The sequence below is a fragment of the Amycolatopsis pretoriensis genome (genome assembly GCF_900107925.1).
Classification (GTDB): domain Bacteria; phylum Actinomycetota; class Actinomycetes; order Mycobacteriales; family Pseudonocardiaceae; genus Amycolatopsis; species Amycolatopsis pretoriensis.
Genome location: NZ_FNUJ01000007.1, coordinates 690,185 through 710,633, shown reverse-complemented (window position 1 = coordinate 710,633; position 20,449 = coordinate 690,185). Strand labels below are relative to the sequence as shown.

Annotated in this window: 23 protein-coding genes; 9 read left to right on the top strand and 14 right to left on the bottom strand. The window is 71.7% G+C overall.

The window, feature by feature from the left end; genetic code table 11:
* The first annotated feature begins 56 nt into the window (after positions 1-56).
* Positions 57-2,621, top strand: a complete 2,565-nt coding sequence (locus BLV96_RS33260) for a PQQ-dependent sugar dehydrogenase (protein ID WP_086671233.1) — start codon at positions 57-59, stop codon at positions 2,619-2,621.
* 47 nt (positions 2,622-2,668) lie between these two features.
* On the opposite strand, the gene BLV96_RS33255 is transcribed toward BLV96_RS33260, so the two are convergent.
* Both BLV96_RS33255 and BLV96_RS51320 read right to left on the bottom strand, forming a co-directional pair.
* Positions 2,669-3,037 carry a hypothetical protein gene (locus tag BLV96_RS33255; protein WP_086671231.1) on the bottom strand — a complete coding sequence of 123 codons (369 nt, stop codon included), beginning with the start codon at positions 3,035-3,037 and terminating at the stop codon, positions 2,669-2,671.
* 196 nt (positions 3,038-3,233) lie between these two features.
* Positions 3,234-3,359, bottom strand: coding sequence for a hypothetical protein (locus BLV96_RS51320; protein ID WP_279627564.1), 126 nt, complete (start codon positions 3,357-3,359; stop codon positions 3,234-3,236).
* An 81-nt stretch (positions 3,360-3,440) separates the two neighbouring features.
* On the opposite strand from BLV96_RS51320, the gene BLV96_RS50910 reads away from it, so the two are divergent.
* Positions 3,441-3,611, top strand: a complete 171-nt coding sequence (locus BLV96_RS50910) for a hypothetical protein (RefSeq protein ID WP_244180646.1) — start codon at positions 3,441-3,443, stop codon at positions 3,609-3,611.
* 1 nt (position 3,612) lies between these two features.
* Here BLV96_RS50910 and BLV96_RS33245 read toward each other — a convergent pair whose 3' ends face one another.
* On the bottom strand, positions 3,613-4,221 hold the full coding sequence (locus BLV96_RS33245; protein ID WP_244180645.1) for a TetR/AcrR family transcriptional regulator: 609 nt from the start codon (positions 4,219-4,221) through the stop codon (positions 3,613-3,615).
* A gap of 70 nt (positions 4,222-4,291) precedes the next feature.
* Here BLV96_RS33245 and BLV96_RS33240 point away from each other — a divergent pair, with 70 nt between their 5' ends.
* Positions 4,292-5,218, top strand: coding sequence for a sterol desaturase family protein (locus BLV96_RS33240; RefSeq protein ID WP_244180643.1), 927 nt, complete (start codon positions 4,292-4,294; stop codon positions 5,216-5,218).
* Here the strand turns inward: BLV96_RS33240 and BLV96_RS33235 are convergent.
* Positions 5,104-6,000: a helix-turn-helix transcriptional regulator gene (locus BLV96_RS33235; protein WP_086671226.1), complete on the bottom strand. Its 897-nt coding sequence runs from the start codon at positions 5,998-6,000 to the stop codon at positions 5,104-5,106. The two genes, BLV96_RS33240 and BLV96_RS33235, sit on opposite strands and share 115 nt — an antisense overlap.
* A gap of 163 nt (positions 6,001-6,163) precedes the next feature.
* Between BLV96_RS33235 and BLV96_RS33230 the strand changes: the two genes are divergently transcribed.
* Complete coding sequence (locus BLV96_RS33230) at positions 6,164-7,585, top strand: MFS transporter (RefSeq protein WP_086671224.1); 1,422 nt, start codon at positions 6,164-6,166, stop codon at positions 7,583-7,585.
* Here BLV96_RS33230 and BLV96_RS33225 read toward each other — a convergent pair.
* Complete coding sequence (locus BLV96_RS33225; protein WP_086671222.1) at positions 7,563-7,931, bottom strand: VOC family protein; 369 nt, start codon at positions 7,929-7,931, stop codon at positions 7,563-7,565. The two genes, BLV96_RS33230 and BLV96_RS33225, sit on opposite strands and share 23 nt — an antisense overlap.
* A gap of 165 nt (positions 7,932-8,096) precedes the next feature.
* Between BLV96_RS33225 and BLV96_RS33220 the strand changes: the two genes are divergently transcribed.
* Complete coding sequence (locus tag BLV96_RS33220) at positions 8,097-8,447, top strand: ArsR/SmtB family transcription factor (RefSeq protein ID WP_086671221.1); 351 nt, start codon at positions 8,097-8,099, stop codon at positions 8,445-8,447.
* Between the two features lie 4 nt (positions 8,448-8,451).
* On the opposite strand, the gene BLV96_RS33215 is transcribed toward BLV96_RS33220, so the two are convergent.
* Positions 8,452-9,432, bottom strand: coding sequence for a glucosyl-3-phosphoglycerate synthase (locus BLV96_RS33215; RefSeq protein WP_086671219.1), 981 nt, complete (start codon positions 9,430-9,432; stop codon positions 8,452-8,454).
* Positions 9,433-9,591: 159 nt separating this feature from the next.
* Between BLV96_RS33215 and BLV96_RS33210 the strand changes: the two genes are divergently transcribed.
* Positions 9,592-9,840, top strand: a complete 249-nt coding sequence (locus tag BLV96_RS33210; RefSeq protein ID WP_244180639.1) for a hypothetical protein — start codon at positions 9,592-9,594, stop codon at positions 9,838-9,840.
* Positions 9,837-10,694: a hypothetical protein gene (locus tag BLV96_RS33205; protein WP_208608388.1), complete on the top strand. Its 858-nt coding sequence runs from the start codon at positions 9,837-9,839 to the stop codon at positions 10,692-10,694. The genes BLV96_RS33210 and BLV96_RS33205 overlap by 4 nt, the downstream gene beginning before the upstream one ends.
* Here BLV96_RS33205 and whiA read toward each other — a convergent pair.
* Genes whiA through uvrC form a run of 4 tightly spaced genes read right to left on the bottom strand, consistent with a single transcriptional unit; the run spans position 10,660 to position 15,495 of the window.
* The gene (gene whiA, locus BLV96_RS33200; protein WP_086671216.1) at positions 10,660-11,652 is read right to left on the bottom strand and encodes a DNA-binding protein WhiA; all 993 of its coding nucleotides are present in this window, start codon (positions 11,650-11,652) and stop codon (positions 10,660-10,662) included. The two genes, BLV96_RS33205 and whiA, sit on opposite strands and share 35 nt — an antisense overlap.
* Positions 11,652-12,638: a gluconeogenesis factor YvcK family protein gene (locus BLV96_RS33195; RefSeq protein WP_086671214.1), complete on the bottom strand. Its 987-nt coding sequence runs from the start codon at positions 12,636-12,638 to the stop codon at positions 11,652-11,654. The genes whiA and BLV96_RS33195 overlap by 1 nt, the downstream gene beginning before the upstream one ends.
* A 1-nt stretch (position 12,639) precedes the next feature.
* Complete coding sequence (gene rapZ, locus BLV96_RS33190) at positions 12,640-13,497, bottom strand: RNase adapter RapZ (RefSeq protein ID WP_003101350.1); 858 nt, start codon at positions 13,495-13,497, stop codon at positions 12,640-12,642.
* A 42-nt stretch (positions 13,498-13,539) separates the two neighbouring features.
* Entirely contained in the window at positions 13,540-15,495 is a 1,956-nt protein-coding gene (gene uvrC / locus BLV96_RS33185; RefSeq protein WP_086671212.1) for an excinuclease ABC subunit UvrC, read from the bottom strand.
* Positions 15,496-15,659: 164 nt separating this feature from the next.
* Here uvrC and BLV96_RS33180 point away from each other — a divergent pair, with 164 nt between their 5' ends.
* Positions 15,660-16,382 carry a S1 family peptidase gene (locus tag BLV96_RS33180; protein ID WP_086671211.1) on the top strand — a complete coding sequence of 241 codons (723 nt, stop codon included), beginning with the start codon at positions 15,660-15,662 and terminating at the stop codon, positions 16,380-16,382.
* Positions 16,383-16,446: 64 nt separating this feature from the next.
* Positions 16,447-17,223 carry an exodeoxyribonuclease III gene (locus tag BLV96_RS33175; RefSeq protein WP_086671276.1) on the top strand — a complete coding sequence of 259 codons (777 nt, stop codon included), beginning with the start codon at positions 16,447-16,449 and terminating at the stop codon, positions 17,221-17,223.
* Positions 17,224-17,488: 265 nt separating this feature from the next.
* On the opposite strand, the gene BLV96_RS33170 is transcribed toward BLV96_RS33175, so the two are convergent.
* The 4 genes from BLV96_RS33170 to BLV96_RS33155 are packed head-to-tail and all read right to left on the bottom strand — an operon-like array spanning position 17,489 to position 20,389.
* Positions 17,489-17,932, bottom strand: a complete 444-nt coding sequence (locus tag BLV96_RS33170; protein WP_086671209.1) for a PH domain-containing protein — start codon at positions 17,930-17,932, stop codon at positions 17,489-17,491.
* Positions 17,929-18,435, bottom strand: coding sequence for a 6,7-dimethyl-8-ribityllumazine synthase (ribH, locus tag BLV96_RS33165; protein WP_086671207.1), 507 nt, complete (start codon positions 18,433-18,435; stop codon positions 17,929-17,931). The genes BLV96_RS33170 and ribH overlap by 4 nt, the downstream gene beginning before the upstream one ends.
* Positions 18,432-19,760 (bottom strand): bifunctional 3,4-dihydroxy-2-butanone-4-phosphate synthase/GTP cyclohydrolase II, encoded by a 1,329-nt coding sequence (locus BLV96_RS33160; protein WP_086671205.1) that lies wholly within the window; start codon positions 19,758-19,760, stop codon positions 18,432-18,434. Before BLV96_RS33160 ends, ribH begins: the two co-directional genes overlap by 4 nt.
* Complete coding sequence (locus tag BLV96_RS33155; RefSeq protein WP_086671203.1) at positions 19,757-20,389, bottom strand: riboflavin synthase; 633 nt, start codon at positions 20,387-20,389, stop codon at positions 19,757-19,759. The genes BLV96_RS33160 and BLV96_RS33155 overlap by 4 nt, the downstream gene beginning before the upstream one ends.
* Between the last annotated feature and the right edge of the window lie 60 nt (positions 20,390-20,449).

Genomic DNA, 20,449 nt, shown 5'->3' with positions numbered 1-20,449 from the left:
CCGACCAGTTCCGCCCCGGTCACCCCCTGTCCCCCGACCCACGCAGGAGGCTCCCAGTGGCACCCCGTCCACCGTGGCGCGTGGTACTGGCCGGTACCGCCGTCGCGGCGCTCGGCCTCACCGCGCTCAGTCCGGTAAGCGCTTTCGCCGCGGACACCGACTACGAGTCCGAGAACGCCGTGATCTCCCAGGGCGTCGTCGAGTCGAACCACGCCGGTTACTCCGGCACCGGGTTCGTCAACTTCGACAACGTCGCCGGCAGCTACGTCGAATACTCCGTGAACGCCGCGCAGGCGGGCACGCACACCCTGACTTTCCGCTACGCCAACGGAACCGCGGACAACCGCCCGGTCAAGCTCGTCGTCGACGGCGGGGACAAGGGCACCGTCGACTTCCCCGGCACCGGCGCCTGGACGACCTGGAAGACCGCCACCGCGACCGTCCAGCTGACCGCCGGCGTCAACAAGGTCCGCACCACCGCGACCACCGCGAACGGCGGCCCGAACGCCGACAAGCTCACCGACACCTTCGTCGCGCCCACGGACGGCGAACCACCGACGGCGCCGGCGAACCTCAAGGCGAGCAACATCCTCCCGACCGCGGCGACCTTCACCTGGACCGCCGCGACCGACAACGTCGGCGTCGTCCGCTACGAAGTCAACCGCGGCGGCAACATCCTCAAGACCGTCGACGGGAAGACCACCACCGCGACCGTCGACAACCTGACCCCGAACACGGCCTACGACATCTCCGTCGGCGCGTACGACGCCGCGGGCAACCCGTCGCAGCAGAGCAACGTGGTCACCTTCACCACGCCGCCGAGCGACGACACCACCCCGCCCACCGTGCCGGGCAACCTGCGGTCCACCGGCGTCACCGCGAACAGCGTTTCGCTGGCGTGGAACGCTTCCACCGACAACGGCGGCACCGTCGCCGGCTACGACGTCTTCCAGGGCGCCACGAAGGTCGCGACCACGACGTCGCTCGGGACGACCGTCACGAACCTGAACCCGAACACCTCCTACACCTTCACGGTCAAGGCGCGCGACCCCGACGGCAACAGCTCCGCGGCCAGCAACGCGGTCACCGCCAGGACGTCTGCTCCGGGCGGCGCGGGGGGCATCCCGGAGTACGACAAGGACATCGCGAAGGTCGACCTCGGCTGGTCGGTGGACTTCCTGCCGAACGGCAACGCGCTGGTGACCGAGCGGGACCGGTTCGAGGTCGTGCTGGTGACGCCGTCCGGCCAGAAGACGACGCTGGGCAAGGTGCCGGGCGCGGTCGGCACCAACGGCGAGGGCGGCCTGCTCGGCCTGGCGATCTCGCCGAACTGGGCGAGCGACCACGCGATCTACCTGTACCACACGGCTTCCGGCGACAACCGGATCGTGAGGATGACCTACGACGGCAGCACGCTGTCCTCGACGTCGACGCCGGTGCTGACCGGGATCGCGAAGAACCGCTACCACAACGGCGGCCGGATCAAGTTCGGTCCGGACGGCAAGCTCTACGCCACCGTGGGCGACGCTAAGAACAGCGACAACGCGCAGAACAAGAGCTCGCTCAACGGGAAGATCCTGCGGCTCAACCCCGACGGCTCGGCGCCGAGCGACAACCCGTTCTACGCCACCGGCGGCAACGCGCGGTACGTCTGGAGCTACGGCCACCGCAACCCGCAGGGCCTGGCCTGGGGTTCCCGCGGCCAGCTGTGGGCGGCGGAGTTCGGCGAAAGCAGTCAGGACGAGCTCAACCTGATCCAGAAGGGCGGCAACTTCGGCTGGCCCAGCTGTGAGGGCACGCAGGGCAGCTGCAGCGGCTTCATCGCTCCCAAGAAGACCTGGCCGACGTCGCAGGCCGGGCCGAGCGGGCTGGAGATCGTCAACGACTGGATCTACATCGCCGGCGTCACCGGCGAGCAGATGTTCGCCACGCAGATCAACTCCGCGGGCACCGGCATCGGCACCGTGTCGACGCTGTTCTCCGGCCGCTGGGGCCGGCTGCGCTCGGTCACGAAGTCCCCGGACGGCGGGCTGTGGCTGACGTCGACGAACAACGACAAGAACGGCGGCACGCCGTCGGTGCTGGACAACGTGATCGTGCGGCTGAAGTTCCCCGGCGGTTCGACGCCGGGTGACTTCAAGCTGACCAGCTCCGCGTTCGCCGACAACGCGACCATCCCGGACAAGTACACCTGCGCCGGCGACGGCACGGCGGGCCAGGACCCGTCGCCGCCGCTCGGGTGGGGCGCGTCCACCGGCGCGAAGGCGTACGCGATCGTGTTCGCCGACGTCGCCAACAGCGGGAACAAGCTGCACTGGGCGATCTGGGACGTCCCGGCCGCCACGAAGTCGCTGCCGGAAGGCCTCGGCGCGGGGTACACCGTGCCGAACCAGGGCGGCGCGAAGCAGAAGGCGATGGGCAGCGGGGCGAACGCGCAGAAGTTCTTCGGCCCCTGCCCGGGCGGGTCCAGCCACCCGTACACGTTCACCCTCTACGCCCTGAACACCGCGACGGTCCCCGGCCTGAGCTCGTCTTCGACGATGGCCCAGATCGAGACGGCGATCAAGGGCGCGTCGACGGCGAACGTCGTGCTGCGCGGCAAGTCGAGCGCGGCCGCCTAGAAGCCGCGGCAGGGGTGACCGGAGCGGCGCCGGTCACCCCTGCCGCCCTACGCCTGCTCGGTGAGCGTGCGCAGGTGCGCGTCGACGTCGAAGCCGTGTTCCTCGAGGCGGCGGCGGGCGAGCAGGAGCTCGTCGGGGGTGAACAGCTCCGAGTACTCCGTCCGGAGCATCGTCGCTTCCGAGCTGCGGCCGAGCTGGTTCTTCTCCCAGAGGACGGTGAACCCGCCGGCCGTGCCGGCGCCGCGCAGCAGGAGCCGGGCCGCTTCGACGCCGCCGTGCTCGCGGACCATGCGCTCGAACTGGGCCGGCCGGTAGCCGTAGTCCTTGGCCAGGACCCGGCAGCCGTCGAGCAGGTCCTCGGTGAACCGCGCGGCGAGGCGGGGGTCGGCCGGGACGGGGGCGGCTGGTTCGGGCATGGGACACCTCTCGACGCGATGGCTTCCCTGATTAATCGCGAACGCGACCGGTTTCGCTACGCCGTTCGGGAAGTCAATCGGCGAACACCACTCTGCGTATCACGATAACGGACAAACCGGCCAAAGGGAGACTGTCGGAGGTGCCTGCCATGCCGGCGGGCATGCGAACCGTGGTGCACGGCGACGTTCCTGTCCACTATGGACAGATGTACGTCTGCAGCGAGGGCGGCGAGCCGTTCGAGGGCGACTTGACCGCGTGCTTCGCCGGGCAGCGCAACGGGCTGTGCGGCGCGGCCGTGCCCGGCACGTTGTTCCTGCTCACCGGGCTGCACACCGGGGACGTCGGGTTCACCACCTGGAACTGGCACCCGGCGATTACCGCGTCCGCTACAGCGCGACGGCGATGGACACCGGCCGCGAACAGGACACGCGCCTCGACGGCGAGGCCGAGCGGGACAGCTACGTGCTGCAGTTCTGGCCCGCTCCCCCGGCGCCCGACGCGGTGGTCCGGCAGCACAGCGCGGCCGCCGCGTACTGGCACGGCTTCGCGCGGAAGCTCCCGCCACACGGGTAGGTCACCAGCCGAACAGGCCCGCCATGATGCGCGCGCAGCGGGCCGTCATCGCGGCCGCGTCCTCGTCCGGGCGGTCGATCCACCAGCTGATCAGCGAGTCGACCACCCCGGTCCACACCTGCGCGATCGCCTCGATGTCGACCGGGTCGGCCAGGCCGCGCGAGGTCATCAGCTCCGTCGCGCCCAGCAGCGCGAACGCGTCCAGGCGGTAGCGGTAGTCCGCCGCCGACGCCGCGATGTCGCCCGTGGCCGGGACGGTCTCGTCGCGCAGGAGGCGCCACGCGTAGCGGTCGTGGTCGAACGTCGTGAAGATCGCCGAGAGCACCTTCAGCGGCATCTGGTCGGGGTCACCGCCGGCCGCCATCGTCGTCGCGACCCCCTCGGTCAGCCGGTCGCCCGCGCGGTGCAGGCAGGCGAGGTAGAGCCCGTCCTTCGAGCCGAAGTACTGGTACAGCAACGGTTTCGTGACCCCGACCCGGCGCGCGATCTCGACCATCGACGCGCCCGCGTAGCCCACCCGGCCGAACTCCTCGGTGCCGGCCACGACGAGCTGGGCCTCGCGCTCTTCGCGAGGCATCCCCTTGGTCCCGACCGCCCTTGACTCCGTCACGCGCGAGAGCCTACCGTGCGTAAAGTGACCCGAAGGTAAGTTACCGTCAGGTCAGATCAAAGGAGGCGACGTGGCCGAGTTCCTGGCGCACCTGCGCGACCCCGTGCTGTTCGCGATCCCGGTGTTCGTGCTGTTCGTGGCGATCGAAATCGTCGCGGTGCACGTGCTCGGCCACGACGACAACGTCGTCGGCTACACCGTCGCCGACACCCGCACGAGCATGCTGATGGGCACGGTCGCCGTCGGCGTCAACGCGCTGTTCCGGCTGGTCATGCTCTTCGTCTTCGCCGCCCTGTTCGAGCTGGCGCCGGTCAGGTTCGACCCGCGCGACTGGTGGACGTGGGTGCTCATGCTGCTCGGCCAGGAGCTGGTCTTCTACGCCTACCACCGCGCGAGCCACCGCGTGCGGCTGCTCTGGGCCGGCCACCAGGTGCACCACTCCAGCGAGCACTACAACTTCTCGACGGCGCTGCGCCAGAAGTGGACGCCGTACTTCCAGCTCCCCTTCTGGTCGGTGCTGGCGCTGTGCGGGATCCCGCCGTGGATGATCCTGACCGGCCTGTCGATCGACCTCGTCTACCAGTTCTTCGTGCACACCGAGAAGGTCGGCAAGCTGCCGCGCTGGTTCGAATACGTCTTCAACACCCCGTCGCACCACCGCGTCCACCACGGCAGCGACGCCGAATACCTGGACGCCAACTACGGCGGCATCCTGATCATCTGGGACCGCCTGTTCCGCAGCTTCGTGCCGGAGGGCAAGCGGCCGACGTACGGGCTGACGAAGAACATCGGCACGTACAACCTGCTGAAGGTCGGCTTCCACGAGTACGGCTCGATCCTGCGCGACCTGCGCACGGCGCGGACGTGGCGCGAGCGCGCGGGTTACGTGTTCGGGCCACCCGGGTGGACGCCCCGCGCCACCGCCGGAGCCGGTGCCGACGCGCTGCCCAGGAGCTTCAGCGCCGTCTCCGACGGCGAACCGGGCTCGGCCGTGTAGGCGATCAGGCGCTGCCCCGACGTGCCGGGGATGTCGAGGTTCTCGAAGCTGAGCTCCACCTCGCCGACCACCGGGTGGCGCAGCAGCTTGACGCCGGACGTGCACGTGCGCACCGGGTGCCGGGCCCACAGCTTCGCGAACTCGTCGGAGTTCATCGTGAGCCCGCCGACGAGCTCGGCGAGCGCGCGGTCGTCGTGGTGGCGCCCGGCGACCAGGCGCAGCGAGGCCACGGCCAGCTCCGCCTGCTCGCCCCAGTTCCGGTACAGCGCGCGGTAGCGCTCGTCCAGGAACAGCATCCGGGTCAGGTTGGGCCGGGCCGCCGGGTCGTCCGGGCTGCCGGGCGCGAGGTGGGCCGCGAGCAGCGCGTGGCCCAGCTGGTTCCAGGCGAGGACGTCGCCGCGGCGGTCCATGAGCACGGCCGGGACGTGCGTCATCGCGCCCAGCAGCTGCCGCGCCGACGCGCTCGCCTGCGCCACCCGGGCCGGCGCCCGGCGCGGCGACGCGGCCGGGCGGGCGAGGTCCTTCAGGTGGGCCGTCTCGTCTTCGGTGAGCCGCAGGGTGCGCGCGATCGCCTCGAGCATGCCGTCGGAGGCGTTGCCGGCGCGGCCCTGTTCGAGGCGCGTGTAGTGGGTGATGCTGACGTTGGCGAGCGTCGCCAGCTCCTCGCGGCGCAGGCCGCTGACGCGGCGGCGGGCCGGGTGCGGCGTGATGCCGACGTCCTCGGGACGCAGCGCGGCGCGGCGCGACTTGAGGAAATCACCCAGCTCGGACAGGGCTGCCATGGACACCTCCGGTGCTCACCCCCATGATGCCGCGCCCACGAGCCGCGAGGGTGGTGCTGTCGTGACCACCCTCGCGCGGACGGGGCAGAACGCGGTTCTGGCTGGGCACCGCCGCGCCGACGAACCTTCTCCGTGACAACGAAACCCCAGGGGAAGGACCCTCATGTCCGTCATCGAAACGGAGGCGCCCGCCCGGCTCACGCCGCGGCTGCGGCTGGTACTGGTCCTGCTGCTCGCCACGCAGTTCATGCTCGCCGCGGACTTCGCCATCCTGAACGTCGCGCTGCCGGTGATCGGCGGGAACCTCGGCTTCCCGCTGGGGCACCTGCAGTGGATCGCCACCGCGTTCGCGTTGTGCGCGGCGGGGTTCACGCTGTTCTTCGGGCGGGTCGCGGACCTGTTCGGCCGGCGACGGCTGTTCCTCGGCGGCCTGGTCGTCCTGGCCGCGGCCTCGGTCCTGGGCGGCCTGGCCCAGAACCCGGAAACGCTGATCGTGGCCCGCGTCTTCCAGGGCCTGGCCACCGCCGCCGTGACGCCGGCCGCGCTGTCGCTGATGACGGTGTCGTTCCCGGAGGGCCCGCTGCGCCGGAAGGCGCTCGGCCTCAACGGCGCGCTGATGTCCAGCGGCTTCACCGCCGGCGCCATCCTCGGCGGCGTGCTGACCGACCTGCTGTCGTGGCGGTGGGCGTTCTTCGTCAACGTGCCCGTCGCGCTCGCCGTGCTGCTCGTCGCCCCGACGGTGATCAAGGAGTCCCGGCCCGACGAGCGCCCCCGGCTCGACGTGCCCGGCGCCATCACGGTGACGCTCGGCCTGCTCGCCGTCATCTTCGGGCTCACCCAGGCGAGCGAGGAGGGCTGGGGCTCGCCGGCCGTCCTCGGCTCGCTGGCGGCCGGCGTGGTGCTGCTGCTGGTGTTCTACGCCGTCGAGCGCAAGGTGTCCGCGCCGCTGGTGCCGCTCACCGTGCTGCGCAGGCGGTCGGTGGCCTGGGGCAACGTCGCGGGCCTGATCGCGTTCCTCACCGAGTGCTCGCTGGTGTTCCCGCTGACCCTCTACCTGCAGGAGGTGCTCGGCTTTTCCCCGCTCGCGGCGGGCCTGTCGTTCGGCGTGCTCGGCCTGGGCACGGTCACCGGCGGCGTCTGCGCCCCGAAGGTCATCGGCAAGGCCGGCAGCAAGCGGACGCTGATCATCGGCGGCATCCTGCAGACCGTGTTCACCGCGGCCCTGCTCGGCCTCGGCGACGACCGCTCGTGGCTGGCACTGATGCTGGTCGCGAGCTTCGCCGGCGGCGTCGGCAACATGCTCGTCATCGTCGGGTTCATGGTCACCGCCACCTCGGGGCTGGCCGACCACGAACAGGGCCTGGCCACCGGCCTCGCCACGATGACCCAGCAGGTCGGCATCACGATGGGCACGCCGATCATGAGCGTGGTGGTGACGTCCGCGGTGGCGGGCACCGGAGCCACGGCCATCCTCGGCGGCCTGAAGGCGGCGATCGCGGTGAACGCCGCCATCGTGCTGCTCGGTGTCCTGACCAGCGCCCTGTTCCTGCGCCGGGACTCCGTCAGGCCCGGTCGTGGAGCGTGACGTGGTAGCCGTCGGGGTCGGCGAAGGTGAACGTCCGGCCGAACGGGCCGTCGATCGGCGCCGCGACGATCTCGTGGCCGTCGCCGGCCAGGGTGTCGTGGATGGCCTGGACGTCGGTGGCGTGCAGCCAGATCGCGGCACCGATACCGGGCCGGGCAGCCGAGGCGAGGTCGGTGCCCGGGACGACGTCGCGGAGGGCGAACGCGATCGGCTTCGTCTCGAAGACGACGGCGTGCGGGGGTCCGGCCGGTGAGCGGACGAGGCCGAGGTACCGCTCGTAGAACGCCTGCGACGCCGTGAGGTCGCGCGCCTGGAGCGAGATGAAGTCGGGGCCGGTGACGGGCATGACGATCGTCCTTCCGTACGTGTCAGGTTCCTGACACAGGACACTGTATGTCAGGATCCTGACACGAGTCAAGGCGGGTGCGCCCCCGGCCGGGAGGTCGCACCCGCCCGTCGCATCGGATATCATCGATGTGGCCATTGACCAGCGCGGAAGGCCGGCGAAGACATGCCCGTGACCGGCGACATCGCGGCTCTGCTCGAGCCCCTCAAAGCGCTCGCCAACCCGGTGCGGTTCGAGGTGCTCCAGTGGCTGCGCGAACCGGAAGAACACTTCCCCGTGGACCCCGCCGTCACCGACCCGCGCGAGGTCGGCGTCTGCGTCAGCCACATCCAGGCCAAGGCCGGGCTCGCGCAGTCCACCGTGTCCGCCTACCTGGCGGTGCTGGAGCGCGCGGGGCTGGTGCGGTCGACGCGCGTCGGGAAGTGGACCCACTACCGGCGTGACGAAGAACGCATCGCCTCGTTCATCGAGGCGTTCGAACGGGAACTCGGCGCGGTTCCGGCGGGCCTGGCGTAACTCGTCAGGCCGTGTCCCGCAGCACGTTCCCCGGGCGCAGGCTCGCCAGCGGCGGGTGCCGCGGGGACGTCAGGTCGGTCAGCACCAGCTCGCGCTCGACGCCGCTGTCCGACGTCCCGCGCCGGAACTGCGCGAGCAGCGTCGCCGGTGGGATCGCGGTGACCAGGCGGCCGTAGTGCTCCAGGCGGTCGAAGAGCGTCTGCATGATCTGCCCGGACATCCGGCCCAGCGCCTGCGTGCTCTGGTGCCGGTGGGCGCGGTGGCCGAGGTCGACCTGGGCGAGCGCGTCGAGGCCGCGCAGCTCCAGCAGGTCGATGAGGTGGCCGATCTCCACGCCGTAGTTGACGACGAACGGGATGCTCTCCAGCACTTCGCGCCGGCCCGCGTACTCGCCGGCGAGGGGCTGCACGAACCCGGCCAGCTCCGGCCAGAACATGTTGAGCAGCGGCCGGGCGACGAGCTCGGTGACGCGGCCGCCGCCGTCCGCCTCGGCGCCGAGCGGGCGGTGGTAGAAGCCCTTGACGTAGGCGACGGACGGGTCGGTGAGCAGCGGGCCGAGCAGCCCGGTCACGTAGTCCGTGGTGAAGTCGTGGAGGTCGCCGTCCACGAAGACGACGATGTCGCCGGTCGTCGCGGCCACGCCCTTCCAGAGCGCTTCGCCCTTGCCCCGGTACGCCGGGAGGCCGGGGAAGACGGCGTCCTGCGCGACGACCCGGGCCCCGGCCGCGGCGGCGGCTTCGGCGGTGGCGTCGGTGGAGTGGCTGTCGACGACGAGGATTTCGTCGACGAGCCGGCCCCGCAGCTCGTCCCGGATGGCGGCGACGATCGCGCCGACGGTGGCCTCCTCGTCCCGGGCCGGGATGACGACGGAGACGGTGGTCCCCCGCTTGGCGGCGACGAGGTCGTCGACGGTCCAGTCCGCGGTCTTGCTGCTGCGCCGGGTGAGCCAGGTGCCGACCTCCGGCGTCACGTGCGGGTTGCGCATGCTTTCCCCTTCCCTCGGGTCGCCTCCGAGGTTCGGGGTGCCGCGTTTCGCCGACGGCGCCCGGGTGCTACCGCGGTGTTACGAAGTGGCGTGCCCGGTTAACGCGGCGGGCCGAAAACCGGCTGCCCGGCGCGGCCGCACGGCCTAGGCTCGCGGCCGATGAGCCAGTACTCCAGCATCGACGGCCAGGACGTGTGGAACCCGTCCCACGGGCCCGGCACGGTCTTCACGCGCCTCGCCGAGGCATTCGTCCCGCCGGCCGGGCCGTCGGGGACCGGGGTGACCCGATCCAGCGGGCGCTCCTGGAGGGATTCGTGGCGACCGCGGCCGTCCTGGCGAGCCGGGGCGGGCTCGCGTTACCGGCTCGCCGAGCTGATGGCCGGGCTCGAAGGCGCGATGCCGGTGTGATCGAGCCGAACCGGCCGTTCCGCTGGGACCTCGCGCGGCCCGACCACCTCGGCTCGCTCCTGGACGGCCTGCCCGAACCGGACCTGTGGTTCCTCGACGACCTCGTCGAGTGCGCGGCCAAGGTGCTCGCGCGGTCCGAAGACGGCGAGCTGTACTTCGTCGGCCGGTCCGGGGACTCGGTGTTCGACCTGCTCGGCGGGGCGTTGCCGGATCCGGACCGGCTGCACCTGCTGCCGCTGTCCACGGCGTCGATCGACAGCTGGTTCTTCGGCCGCCTCCACCCGGCCGAAGTGGCGCAGCTGCGCGCCAACCTGGCCGCGCACGGGCTGAGTCCGGCTCTCCTCGCCCGGGGAGCCCGGCCGATCGTCTTCGCCGACGTCGTGTCGACCGGCCGGACGCTGAAGCAGCTGCTGGACATCCTGCGGGACTGGGCCGAGGACGACCGCGCGGACTGGCCGGCCGTCCTCCGCCGGATCCGGATCGTCGGCCTGACGCGGCGCACGCACACCAGCCCGAACACCCACCGCTGGCACCAGCACGTGGACTGGGCGCGCGAGCTGACGATCCGGAACGTCTCCGTCGAGTCCGCGTTGTTCAGCTACCTCGCCGACCACCAGCAGAAGCTGACGCACTCGTTCGGCCGGGAGCTGTGGGCCGCGCCGGACGTCCGCGAACCGGCCCGCGACCACCGCACCCGCCGGGCGCTGGCCGAAGCGGTCGCGATCGTCGACGCCGGGCGCACCGCGGCGGTGCGGGAACGGCTGGCCCGGGTCCTCGAACAGCAGCCCGCGATCGCCGAGCCGTGGCTGCGGGACCTCGTCAGGCGTCTTCTTCTTCCAGCATCTCGGGCGTGACCGCGGATTCGGTGTCCGGGATGTTCAGGTCCTTCGCCCGCTTGTCCGCCATCGCCAGCAGGCGGCGGATGCGGCCCGCCACCGCGTCCTTCGTCATCTGCGGGTCCGACAGCTGACCCAGCTCCTCCAGCGACGCCTGCCGGTTGGACAGCCGCAGCTTGCCCGCCGCCAGCAGGTGGTCGGGAGCCGTGTCGCCGAGGATCTCCAAGGCACGCTCCACCCGGGCCGCCGCCGCGACCGCCGCGCGGGCCGAGCGGCGCAGGTTCGCGTCGTCGAAGTTCGCCAGGCGGTTGGCCGTCGCGCGGACCTCGCGGCGCATCCGGCGTTCTTCCCACTGCAGCACGCTCGTGTGCGCGCCCAGGCGGGTCAGCAGCGCGCCGATCGCGTCGCCGTCGCGGACCACCACCCGGTCGGCTCCGCGCACCTCGCGCGACTTCGCCTGGATGCCCATCCGGCGCGCCGCGCCCACCAGCGCCAGCGCCGCCTCCGGGCCCGGGCACGTCACCTCGAGCGACGACGACCGGCCCGGTTCCGTCAGGGAACCGTGCGCGAGGAACGCGCCCCGCCACGCCGCTTCCGCGTCCGCCACGCCCCCGGACACCACGGCCGCGGGCAGCCCGCGCACCGGGCGGCCGCGCTGGTCGATCAGCCCGGTCTGGCGGGCCAGGCCCTCACCGTCCTTGACCACGCGCACGACGTACCGCGTGCCCTTGCGCAGCCCGCCGCTGGCGGTGATGACGTGGACGTCCGAATGGTGGCCGTACAGCTCGTGGATCTCCTTGCGCAGCCGTCGCGCGACCGAGCCCGTGTCCAGCTCCGCCTCCACGACCACCCGGCCGGCCACGATGTGCAGCCCGCCGGCGAAGCGGAGCAGTGACGCGACCTCCGCCCGGCGCGGCCCGATCTTCGTGATCTCCAGCCGGCTCAGCTCGTCCTTCACCGCGGCGGTCATCGCCATTACTGCCCCTCCCTGCCTTTCGCTCCTCCCCCGTGCTCCCCGCCGAGACCGAGAGCCTCCCGCATGCACAACGCGAGCGCATCAGGATCATGCCGTCCCGCCACTTCCGGGTCGCCCACCGCCCCCAGGTGCGCGCGCCCGCCGAGCCGTTCGGCCGCGCGCCGGAGATTCGCCGGGTCGGGGACGGAATCGCGGTCCGCGATCACCGCGTCGACCCGCAGATCGGGCGCGTGCTCGAAGAGTACGTCGAGGTGCCGCTCCGGCGAGAACCCGGCGGTTTCCCCCGGCTGGGGGACAAGGTTGAGCACGAGCACCTTCGTCGCGGCGGTCCGCACGAGCGCGTCGTGCAGGCCCGGCACCAGCAAATGAGGTAGCACGCTGGTGAACCAGGAGCCCGGGCCGAGGAAGACGACGTCGGCGTTCAGCACCGCTTCGACGGCTTCCTCGCACGCCAGCGGCGGGCGCCCCGAACCGCCCGGCGCGCGCAGGCTCACGCGCTGCACCTGCCCGGGCGTCGACGCCACCGCGACCTGCCCGCGGATCGTGCGCAGCGCCGCCGGGTTCTCGCTGTCCAGGCCGCTGACCTGCCCCTCGATTTCGAGGGGCTCCGGCGACATCGGCAGCACGCGGCCCGAGACGCCGATCAGCCGGCACGCCTCGTCGAGCGCGGCGACCGGGTCGCCGAGCACCTCGAAGAGCCCGGCCAGCAGCAGGTTCCCCACCGCGTGGCCGGCCAGGGCGCCGTCGCCGCCGAAGCGGTGCTGGAACACCTCGGCCCACAGCGTGCCGCCGTCTTCGGCGGCGAACGCGGCGAAGGCCTGCCGCAGGTCGCCCGGCGGCAGCAGCCCGAGTTCGCGCCGCAGCCGGCCGGACGATCCGCCGTCGTCGGCCACGGTCACGATCGCGGTGACGTCGGGGGTCACCCGCCGCACCGCGGACAACGTGGCGTGCAGCCCGTGGCCGCCCCCGAGGGCGACCGCGCGCACGTTATTCACGACCAAGGTCGCGGTGCACCACCTTCACGGCCATACCGTCCTCTTTGGACAGACGCTGGGCGAGTTCCACGGACAGCGCCACGCTGCGGTGCTTGCCGCCGGTGCAGCCGACGGCGAGCGTCAGGTACCGCTTGCCCTCGCGCTTGTAGCCGGCGCCGATCAGCCGCAGCAGCTGGTGGTAGCGGTCCAGGAACTCCTCCGCGCCCTCCTGCGAGAGGACGTAGTTGCGGACCTCGCCGTCGAGGCCCGTGTGTTCGCGCAGCTCCGGGATCCAGAACGGGTTCGGCAGGAACCGGACGTCCATCACCAGGTCGGCGTCCATCGGCAGGCCGTACTTGTAGCCGAAGGACAGCACGGTGACCCGGGTCTGGGTGCTCGCCTCGGAGCCGAACGCGTCCTCGATCTTGGCGCGCAGGTCGTGCACCGACAGCGACGACGTGTCGAGCACCAGGTCGGCCTCTTCGCGCAGCGGCTCCAGCAGCGTCCGCTCCGCGGTGATGCCGTCGGCGAGCCGGCCGTCACCCTGCATCGGGTGGCCGCGCCGGACGGCCTCGAAGCGCCGCACCAGCACGGCGTCGGTCGCTTCCAGGAACAGCACGCGCGGCTTGTAGCCCCGCGCGTCGAGGTCCTTGATGACCGAGGCGAGGTCGTCGGTGAACGCGCGCGAACGCACGTCCATCACCACCGCCACCTTCGTGATCGCGCCACGCGCCTGCGCGCCCAGCTCGACCATCGTCGCGATCAGCTCCGGGGGCAGGTTGTCGACGACGAACCAGCCCAGGTCCTCCAGGCACTTGGCCGCCGTGCTGCGGCCCGCCCCGGACAGCCCGGACACGACCGCGACCTCCATGCCGGACCCGCGGATCTCCTCTTGCGCACTCACTGTCTTTCCCTACTCCCCTGCTTGTGTGCCGTTGCCCGCACCGGACTCCCCGGCCAGCGCGGCGACCACGGCCTCCGCGGTGCGCCTGCCGAAGCCGGGCACCGCCTCGATCTCCTCGACCCTGGCCTGCTTGAGCTTCTTCACCGAGCCGAAGTGCTTGATCAGCGCGGTGCGGCGAGCCTGCCCCAGCCCGGGCACACTGTCCAATTCGGACGTCTGCAGCCGCTTGGAGCGCTTCTCGCGGTGGTAGGTGATGGCGAAGCGGTGGGCTTCGTCACGCAGCCGCTGCAGCAGGTACAGCCCCTCCGACGTCCGCGGCAGGATCACCGGGTCGGGGTCGGCGGGCAGCCACACCTCTTCCAGCCGCTTCGCCAGGCCGATCACGGAGATGTCGGTGATGCCGAGCTCGGCCAGCACGTCCGCGGCCGCCGTGGCCTGCGGGCCCGCGCCGTCGACGACCAGGAGGTTCGGCGGGTAGGCGAACTTCTTCGGCCGGCCGGTCTCCGGGTCGAGGCCGGGCTTGCTCGTGTCCTCCGCCGTTTCCTTCAGGTAGCGGTAGAAGCGCCGGCGCACGACCTCGGCGATCGAGGCCACATCGCCCTCTTCGGCCGCCTCGCGCAGCGCGAAGCGGCGGTACTCGGACTTGCGCGCGAGGCCGTCCTCGAACACGACGAGCGACGCCACGACGTCGCTGCCCTGGATGTGGCTGATGTCGATGCACTCGATGCGCAGGGGCGCGGTGTCGAGGGCCAGGAACTCCTGCAGCTCGGTGAGCGCCGCCGAACGGGCCGTGAGGTCGCCGGCGCGGCGCAGCTTGTGCTGGGTGAACGCCTCTCCCGCGTTGCGCTCGACCGTCTCCGCGAGGGCCTTCTTGTCGCCGCGCTGCGGCACCCGCAGCTGGACCCGCGAGCCGCGCAGGCCGCTCAGCCACTCCGCGACCGCGTCGGCGTCGGCGGGCAGCTCCGGCACCAGCACCTCGCGCGGGACGACCGGCCCGGCGTCGACGTCGTCGCGGGCGTCGAGCTCGGCCTCGTCGCCGTAGAACTGGGTCAGGAAGTGGTCGACCAGCGCCGGGACGTCCATCTCCTCGGCCTTGTCGATCACCCAGCCGCGCTGGCCGCGGACCCGGCCGCCGCGCACGTGGAAGACCTGGACGGCGGCTTCGAGGTCGTCGTGGGCGAACGCCACGACGTCGGCGTCCGTGCCGTCGCCGAGCACCACGGCCTGCTTCTCCATGGCGCGGCGCAGGGCGCCGAGGTCGTCGCGCAGCCGGGCCGCGCGCTCGAACTCGAGCTCTTCGGAGGCCGCAGCCATCTCCGCTTCCAGGCGCTTGATCATGACGTCGGTCTTGCCGGCGAGGAAGTCGCAGAAGTCCTCGACGATGTCCCGGTGCTCGCCGGCGGAGACCCGGCCGACGCACGGCGCCGAGCACTTGTCGATGTAGCCGAGCAGGCAGGGCCGGCCGATCTGGCCGTGGCGCCGGAACACCCCGGCCGAGCAGGTGCGGGCCGGGAAGACGCGCAGCAGCAGGTCGAGCGTCTCGCGGATGGCCCACGCGTGCGCGTACGGCCCGAAGTACCGGACGCCCTTCTTGCGCGCGCCGCGGTAGACGTGCAGCCGCGGGAACTCCTCGTTCAGCGTCACCGCGAGCACCGGGTAGCTCTTGTCGTCGCGGTAGCGGACGTTGAACCGCGGGTCGAACTCCTTGATCCAGTTGTACTCGAGCTGGAGGGCTTCGACCTCGGTGGTGACGACGGTCCACTCGACGCTGGCCGCCGTCGTCACCATCTGGCGGGTGCGCGGGTGCAGGCCGGAGAGGTCGGCGAAGTAGGAGTTCAGCCTGCTGCGCAGGCTTTTCGCCTTGCCGACGTAGATGACCCGCTTGGTCGCGTCGCGGAACTTGTACACGCCAGGGGCCTCCGGGATGCTTCCCGGAGCGGGTCGGTAGGTGGTCGGGTCAGCCACTCCCCCAGCCTATTTGCCACCACCGACACTTCTCGCACGCCCCCGGTCGCCCCGCCGGAAGTAGGGTGTTCGTCCGCTTCCGACTTCGGTAGGTGTCCCCACCGAGGACGCGGTGGTTACTTTCCGACCGGCCGATCCGGCCCCCGTCCGAAAGGATCCCCACCGTGAGCTCTCTCCGTCTCCTCGGCGCCGTTTCCGCGGCCGCCGTCGCGCTGACTCTCGCGGGTGGCGCCGTGGCTTCCGCCGGCGTCCAGCCGAACATCGTCGGCGGCACCACCGCCCCCACCGTGTCGTGGGGCGCGCAGGTGTACGTCAACACCCAGGGCCGCGACTTCGAAGGCTTCAACTGCTCGGGCACGGTCATCGCCGCGCGCTGGGTGATGACGGCGGTGCACTGCCTCGACCAGGACGGTTCGGGCATGCACGTCAAGGTCGGCAGCAACACGCTGTTCTCCGGCACCCAGATCGCGGTCGACGGGAAGTACGAGTCCCCCAACGGCGACATCGCGCTGCTGCACCTGGCGTCGGCGACGAGCGCGGCGCCGATCAAGCTGGGCAGCACGGACCCGTCGACCGGCAGCACGAACCAGCTCTACGGCTGGGGCCGCACGACCCCGACCGGCCCGCCGGCGTCCGCCCTGAAGACGGCGAACGTCCAGGTGACCGGCCGCTCGACGGACGCGTACGGCGGCCGCGCGATCCAGAGCGTCGGCATCAACGGGTCGGCGTGGAAGGGCGACTCGGGCGGCCCCCAGGTCTCGGGCGGCGTGCAGGTCGGCGTCGCGTCGACGGTCCAGAACCAGAGCGGCACGAACACGCGCGGGACGAACAACTACGCGAGCGTGGCGTCGAGCCGGTCGTGGATCCGGACGACCGCGGGCGTGTGAGCCTCCGGGGCGGCGCTTCGGCGCCGCCCCGGTTTTGTCGGTGCCGTGTGGGATGCTCGCGGGCATGCGGATCGCCACCTGGAACGTGAACTCCATCGTCCCCCGCCTGCCCCGGGTGCTGGGCTTCCTGGAGGAGACGGCACCGGACGTGCTGTGCCTGCAGGAGCTGAAGACCACGACGGAGAAGTTCCCGCTGGCCGAGGTCGAGGCGCTGGGCTACGAAGTGGCGGCGTACGGGCTGGGGCGCTGGAACGGCGTCGGGATCGTGTCGCGGGTGGGGCTGTCCGACGTGGTGCGCGGGCTGCCGGACGAGCCGTCGTTCGAGGGCGCCGCGGAGGCGCGTGCGGTGGGAGCCACCTGCGGCGGGGTGCGGGTGTGGTCGGTGTACGTGCCCAACGGGCGCGAGCCGGACAACCCGCACTACGGGTACAAGCTGGAGTGGCTGTCGTCGCTGCACTCGCTGGTGTCTTCGGAGCTGTCGTCCGAGCCGTACGCGGTGCTCGGGGACTTCAACGTGGCACCGACGGACGAGGACGTGTGGGACATCGCGGTGTTCGCGGAGTCGACACACGTGACGAAGCCGGAGCGCGACGCGTTGGCCCGGCTGCGGGACCTCGGACTGTCGGACGTGTTCCCGCGGCCGCTGAAGTACGACCACCCGTTCACGTACTGGGACTACCGGGCCGGGAACTTCCCCAACAACAAGGGGATGCGGATCGATTTGGTGTACGGGAACGAGGCTTTCACGTCCGCGGTGACGGATTCCTATGTGGACCGCAACGCACGGAAGGGGAAGGGGCCGTCGGACCACGCGCCGATCGTGGTGGACCTGGACCTCTGACGCTCAGCCGCCGGTGGCCGCGCGGGGCCGCCGCCGTGGCGGGCGGCTCAGCCCAAGCCGAGTGCGCGCTGCTCGGAATCGGCCGCGCAGTTGACGAGCCGGGGCGAGTGTCACCCGCCGGTGGTCGCGCGGTGCAGTTTCCGCGACGCCCGCACCGCCTGCCAGTGTTGCGGCCGGCGCGCCCGCCGCCTTGGCCGAGGTGGCCCCGCGCGGCCGTAATTGTCGCCCCACGCGGCGACCCAGCGCGCGAAGCCGAGCCCGAAGGTCAGCCGCCGGTGGCCGCGCGGTGGAGTTTTCGCAGTGTTCGCACCGCTTCCACCGCCCTGGCCCGGTCCACCGCCTGGATCGCCATCACCGCGTGGTACTCGTCGTCCGGCAGTTCCAGCCGCGCCCACGAGGCACCATCCGGGAAGCTGACCGAAAGCACCTCGTCCCAAGCGAACCGCCGGGTCACCAGCACGTTCCGGACCTCGATGCCCTCGTCGTCCGCGCGCACCCGGGCGATCGCGAACAGCATCACGCCGCACGCCAGCAGGATGCCGATGCCGATCATCGCCGCCTGGTCGGAACGCTGGAAGTGGACGCCCGTGTTGCCGTTGCGCAGCAGGACCGCCACCACCACGAACACCGCCAGCAGCGCCACCGCCAGCACGCTGCACATGATCAGCGCGCGCCGCGGACGGATCACCAGGAGAGTCTTCACGGTCACACGAAACCCCGCTCGGTCCACGGCTGGCGCAGGCTCTTCAGCACGTGGGCCGTGTCCAGGGCCGCCACCGTCGCCTCGTAACCCTTGTCCTCCTTGGCACCCGGCCGGCCCGACCGGTCGACCGCCTGCTCGTGCGTGTCGCACGTCAGGACGCCGTTGCCGACCGGCGTGCTCTCGTCGAGCGCCACCCGGGTCAGGCCCGCCGTCACCGCGTCGCACACGTACTCGAAGTGCGGGGTGCCGCCGCGGATGACCACGCCCAGCGCGACCACCGCGTCGTGGTTGCGGGCCAGCGCCTGCACCACCACCGGGAGCTCGATCGCGCCCGCGACGTGGACGACCGTCGGGTCCTCCTCCAGGTCCGCCTCCCGGGCCGCGACGAGCGCGCGCTCCAGCAGGACGTCGGTGATGTCCGAGTTCCACTTGGTGGCCACGATCCCCAGCTTGAGGGACTTGCAGCCGGTCAGGTCCAGGGAAACGTCGGGACGGCCTTCGCCGCTCACAGGAGTCCTCCGTCGGGGTGCTCGGTGCCCGCGCGGACCTGGTCGTAGTGCTCCAGCTGGGCCAGGTCGTGGCCCATCCGGTCGCGCTTGGTCCGCAGGTAGCGCAGGTTCTCCGGGTTCGGCGAGATCGGCAGCGGCACCCGCCCGGTGACGCGCAGGCCGTAGCCCTCCAGGCCGATCCGCTTGGCCGGGTTGTTCGACAGCAGCCGCATCGTGCGGACGCCGAGGTCGCACAGGATCTGCGCGCCCGTGCCGTAGTCGCGGGCGTCGGCCGGGACGCCCAGCGCGAGGTTTGCGTCGACCGTGTCCGCGCCGTCGTCCTGCAGCTGGTAGGCCTGGAGCTTGTGCAGCAGGCCGATGCCGCGGCCCTCGTGGCCGCGGATGTAGAGCACGACACCGCGGCCTTCGGCGGCCACCGCCTCCAGCGCCGCCTCCAGCTGCGGACCGCAGTCGCAGCGCAGCGAGCCGAAGACGTCGCCGGTCAGGCACTCGGAGTGGACGCGGACCAGGATGTCCTGGCCGTCGCCGATCTCGCCGTAGACGAACGCGACGTGCTCGATGCCGTCCAGCAGCGAGTCGTAGCCGACCGCGCGGAACGTGCCCGCGGACAGCGGGATGCGGGCTTCGGCGACGCGCTCGACCTGCTTCTCGGTGCGGCGGCGGTAGGCGATCAGGTCGGCGATGGTGATGATCGCGAGGTCGTGGTCGGCGGCGAAGACCTCGAGCTCGTCGCGGCGCGCCATGTCGCCTTCGTCCTTCTGCGACACGATCTCGCAGAGCACGCCGGCGGGCGCGAGCCCGGCCATCCGGGCCAGGTCGACCGACGCCTCGGTGTGCCCGGGGCGCCGCAGCACGCCGCCTTCCTTCGCCCGCAGCGGCACGACGTGCCCGGGGCGGCGGAAGTCCTTCGCCGTCGACGCGGGGTCGGCCAGCAGCCGGATCGTGTGCGCGCGGTCGGCAGCGGAGATGCCGGTGCTGATGCCCTCGGCGGCGTCGACCGTGACGCTGTACGCGGTGCCGCGCGCGTCCTGGTTCGTGTGGTACATCGGCGGCAGGTCCAGCCGGTCGGCCTCGGCCTCGGTCAGCGCCACGCAGACGTAGCCCGAGGTGTAGCGGACCATGAACGCCAGCAGCTCCGGTGTCGCCTTCTCCGCGGCGAAGATGAGGTCGCCTTCGTTCTCGCGGTCTTCGTCGTCGACCACGACGACCGGCCGGCCCGCCGCGATGTCCGCGATCGCCCGCTCGATGGCGTCGGCGTCGAACACCGCCCCGGTGCCGCACGGGGTCCAGCCCGCTTCGGGCGTGGGTGCACTCGACTCACTCATGACCGCTCCTCCGTGCCGCCGCCGTCCCGATTCTGCACCTGGTCGCGGATATGCGCCTCGGCCAGCTTCTCCACGTACTTCGCGACCACGTCGACCTCCAGGTTGACCAGGTCGCCGGCTTCCCGGCCGCCGAGGGTCGTCACTTCGAGCGTGGTCGGGATCAACGCCACCTGGAACCGGTCGTCGGTGACGGCCGCGACGGTGAGGGAGATCCCGTCGACCGCGATCGAGCCCTTCTCGACGACGTACCGCGCGAGGTGCGCGGGCAGCGAGAACGTCGTGACGCCGTTTTCGTCGCGGCCGAGGAACGTCCCGGTGCCGTCGACGTGGCCCTGCATGATGTGCCCGCCGAGCCGGCCGCCCGCGGGCGTCGCGCGTTCCAGGTTGACCCGGTCGCCGGTCGCGACCTTGGCCAGGCTCGAGCGCTGCAGCGTCTCGTTGACGACGTCGACGGTGAACTCACCCCCGCCGACCTCGACGACCGTGAGGCACACCCCGCTGACCGCGATCGAGTCGCCGTGCCCGGCGTCGCTGGTGACCAGCGGGCCGCGTACGCGCAGCCGTGCCGCGTTGGTCAGCTGCTCGACCGCGGTGACCTCGCCGATCTCCTCGACTATGCCGGTGAACACGTCCGCTGCCTCCTTGTGAGCCGGTCCTTCCATCCAACACCCGCCGCGGCCCCGGGGCTT

Bases quoted from the DNA above. Each gene is read 5' to 3' on its own strand.
- BLV96_RS33230 (WP_086671224.1), top strand. From the start codon at position 6,164: ATGTCCGTCATCGAAACGGAGGCGCCCGCCCGGCTCACGCCGCGGCTG.
- BLV96_RS33175 (WP_086671276.1), top strand. From the start codon at position 16,447: ATGCGGATCGCCACCTGGAACGTGAACTCCATCGTCCCCCGCCTGCCC.
- BLV96_RS33225 (WP_086671222.1), bottom strand. From the start codon at position 7,931: ATGCCCGTCACCGGCCCCGACTTCATCTCGCTCCAGGCGCGCGACCTC.
- BLV96_RS33160 (WP_086671205.1), bottom strand. From the start codon at position 19,760: ATGAGTGAGTCGAGTGCACCCACGCCCGAAGCGGGCTGGACCCCGTGC.
- whiA (WP_086671216.1), bottom strand. From the start codon at position 11,652: ATGGCGATGACCGCCGCGGTGAAGGACGAGCTGAGCCGGCTGGAGATC.
- BLV96_RS33235 (WP_086671226.1), bottom strand. From the start codon at position 6,000: ATGGCAGCCCTGTCCGAGCTGGGTGATTTCCTCAAGTCGCGCCGCGCC.
- BLV96_RS33220 (WP_086671221.1), top strand. From the start codon at position 8,097: ATGCCCGTGACCGGCGACATCGCGGCTCTGCTCGAGCCCCTCAAAGCG.
- BLV96_RS33255 (WP_086671231.1), bottom strand. From the start codon at position 3,037: ATGCCCGAACCAGCCGCCCCCGTCCCGGCCGACCCCCGCCTCGCCGCG.
- BLV96_RS33215 (WP_086671219.1), bottom strand. From the start codon at position 9,432: ATGCGCAACCCGCACGTGACGCCGGAGGTCGGCACCTGGCTCACCCGG.
- BLV96_RS33210 (WP_244180639.1), top strand. From the start codon at position 9,592: ATGAGCCAGTACTCCAGCATCGACGGCCAGGACGTGTGGAACCCGTCC.
- BLV96_RS50910 (WP_244180646.1), top strand. From the start codon at position 3,441: ATGGACACCGGCCGCGAACAGGACACGCGCCTCGACGGCGAGGCCGAG.
- rapZ (WP_003101350.1), bottom strand. From the start codon at position 13,497: ATGGAGGTCGCGGTCGTGTCCGGGCTGTCCGGGGCGGGCCGCAGCACG.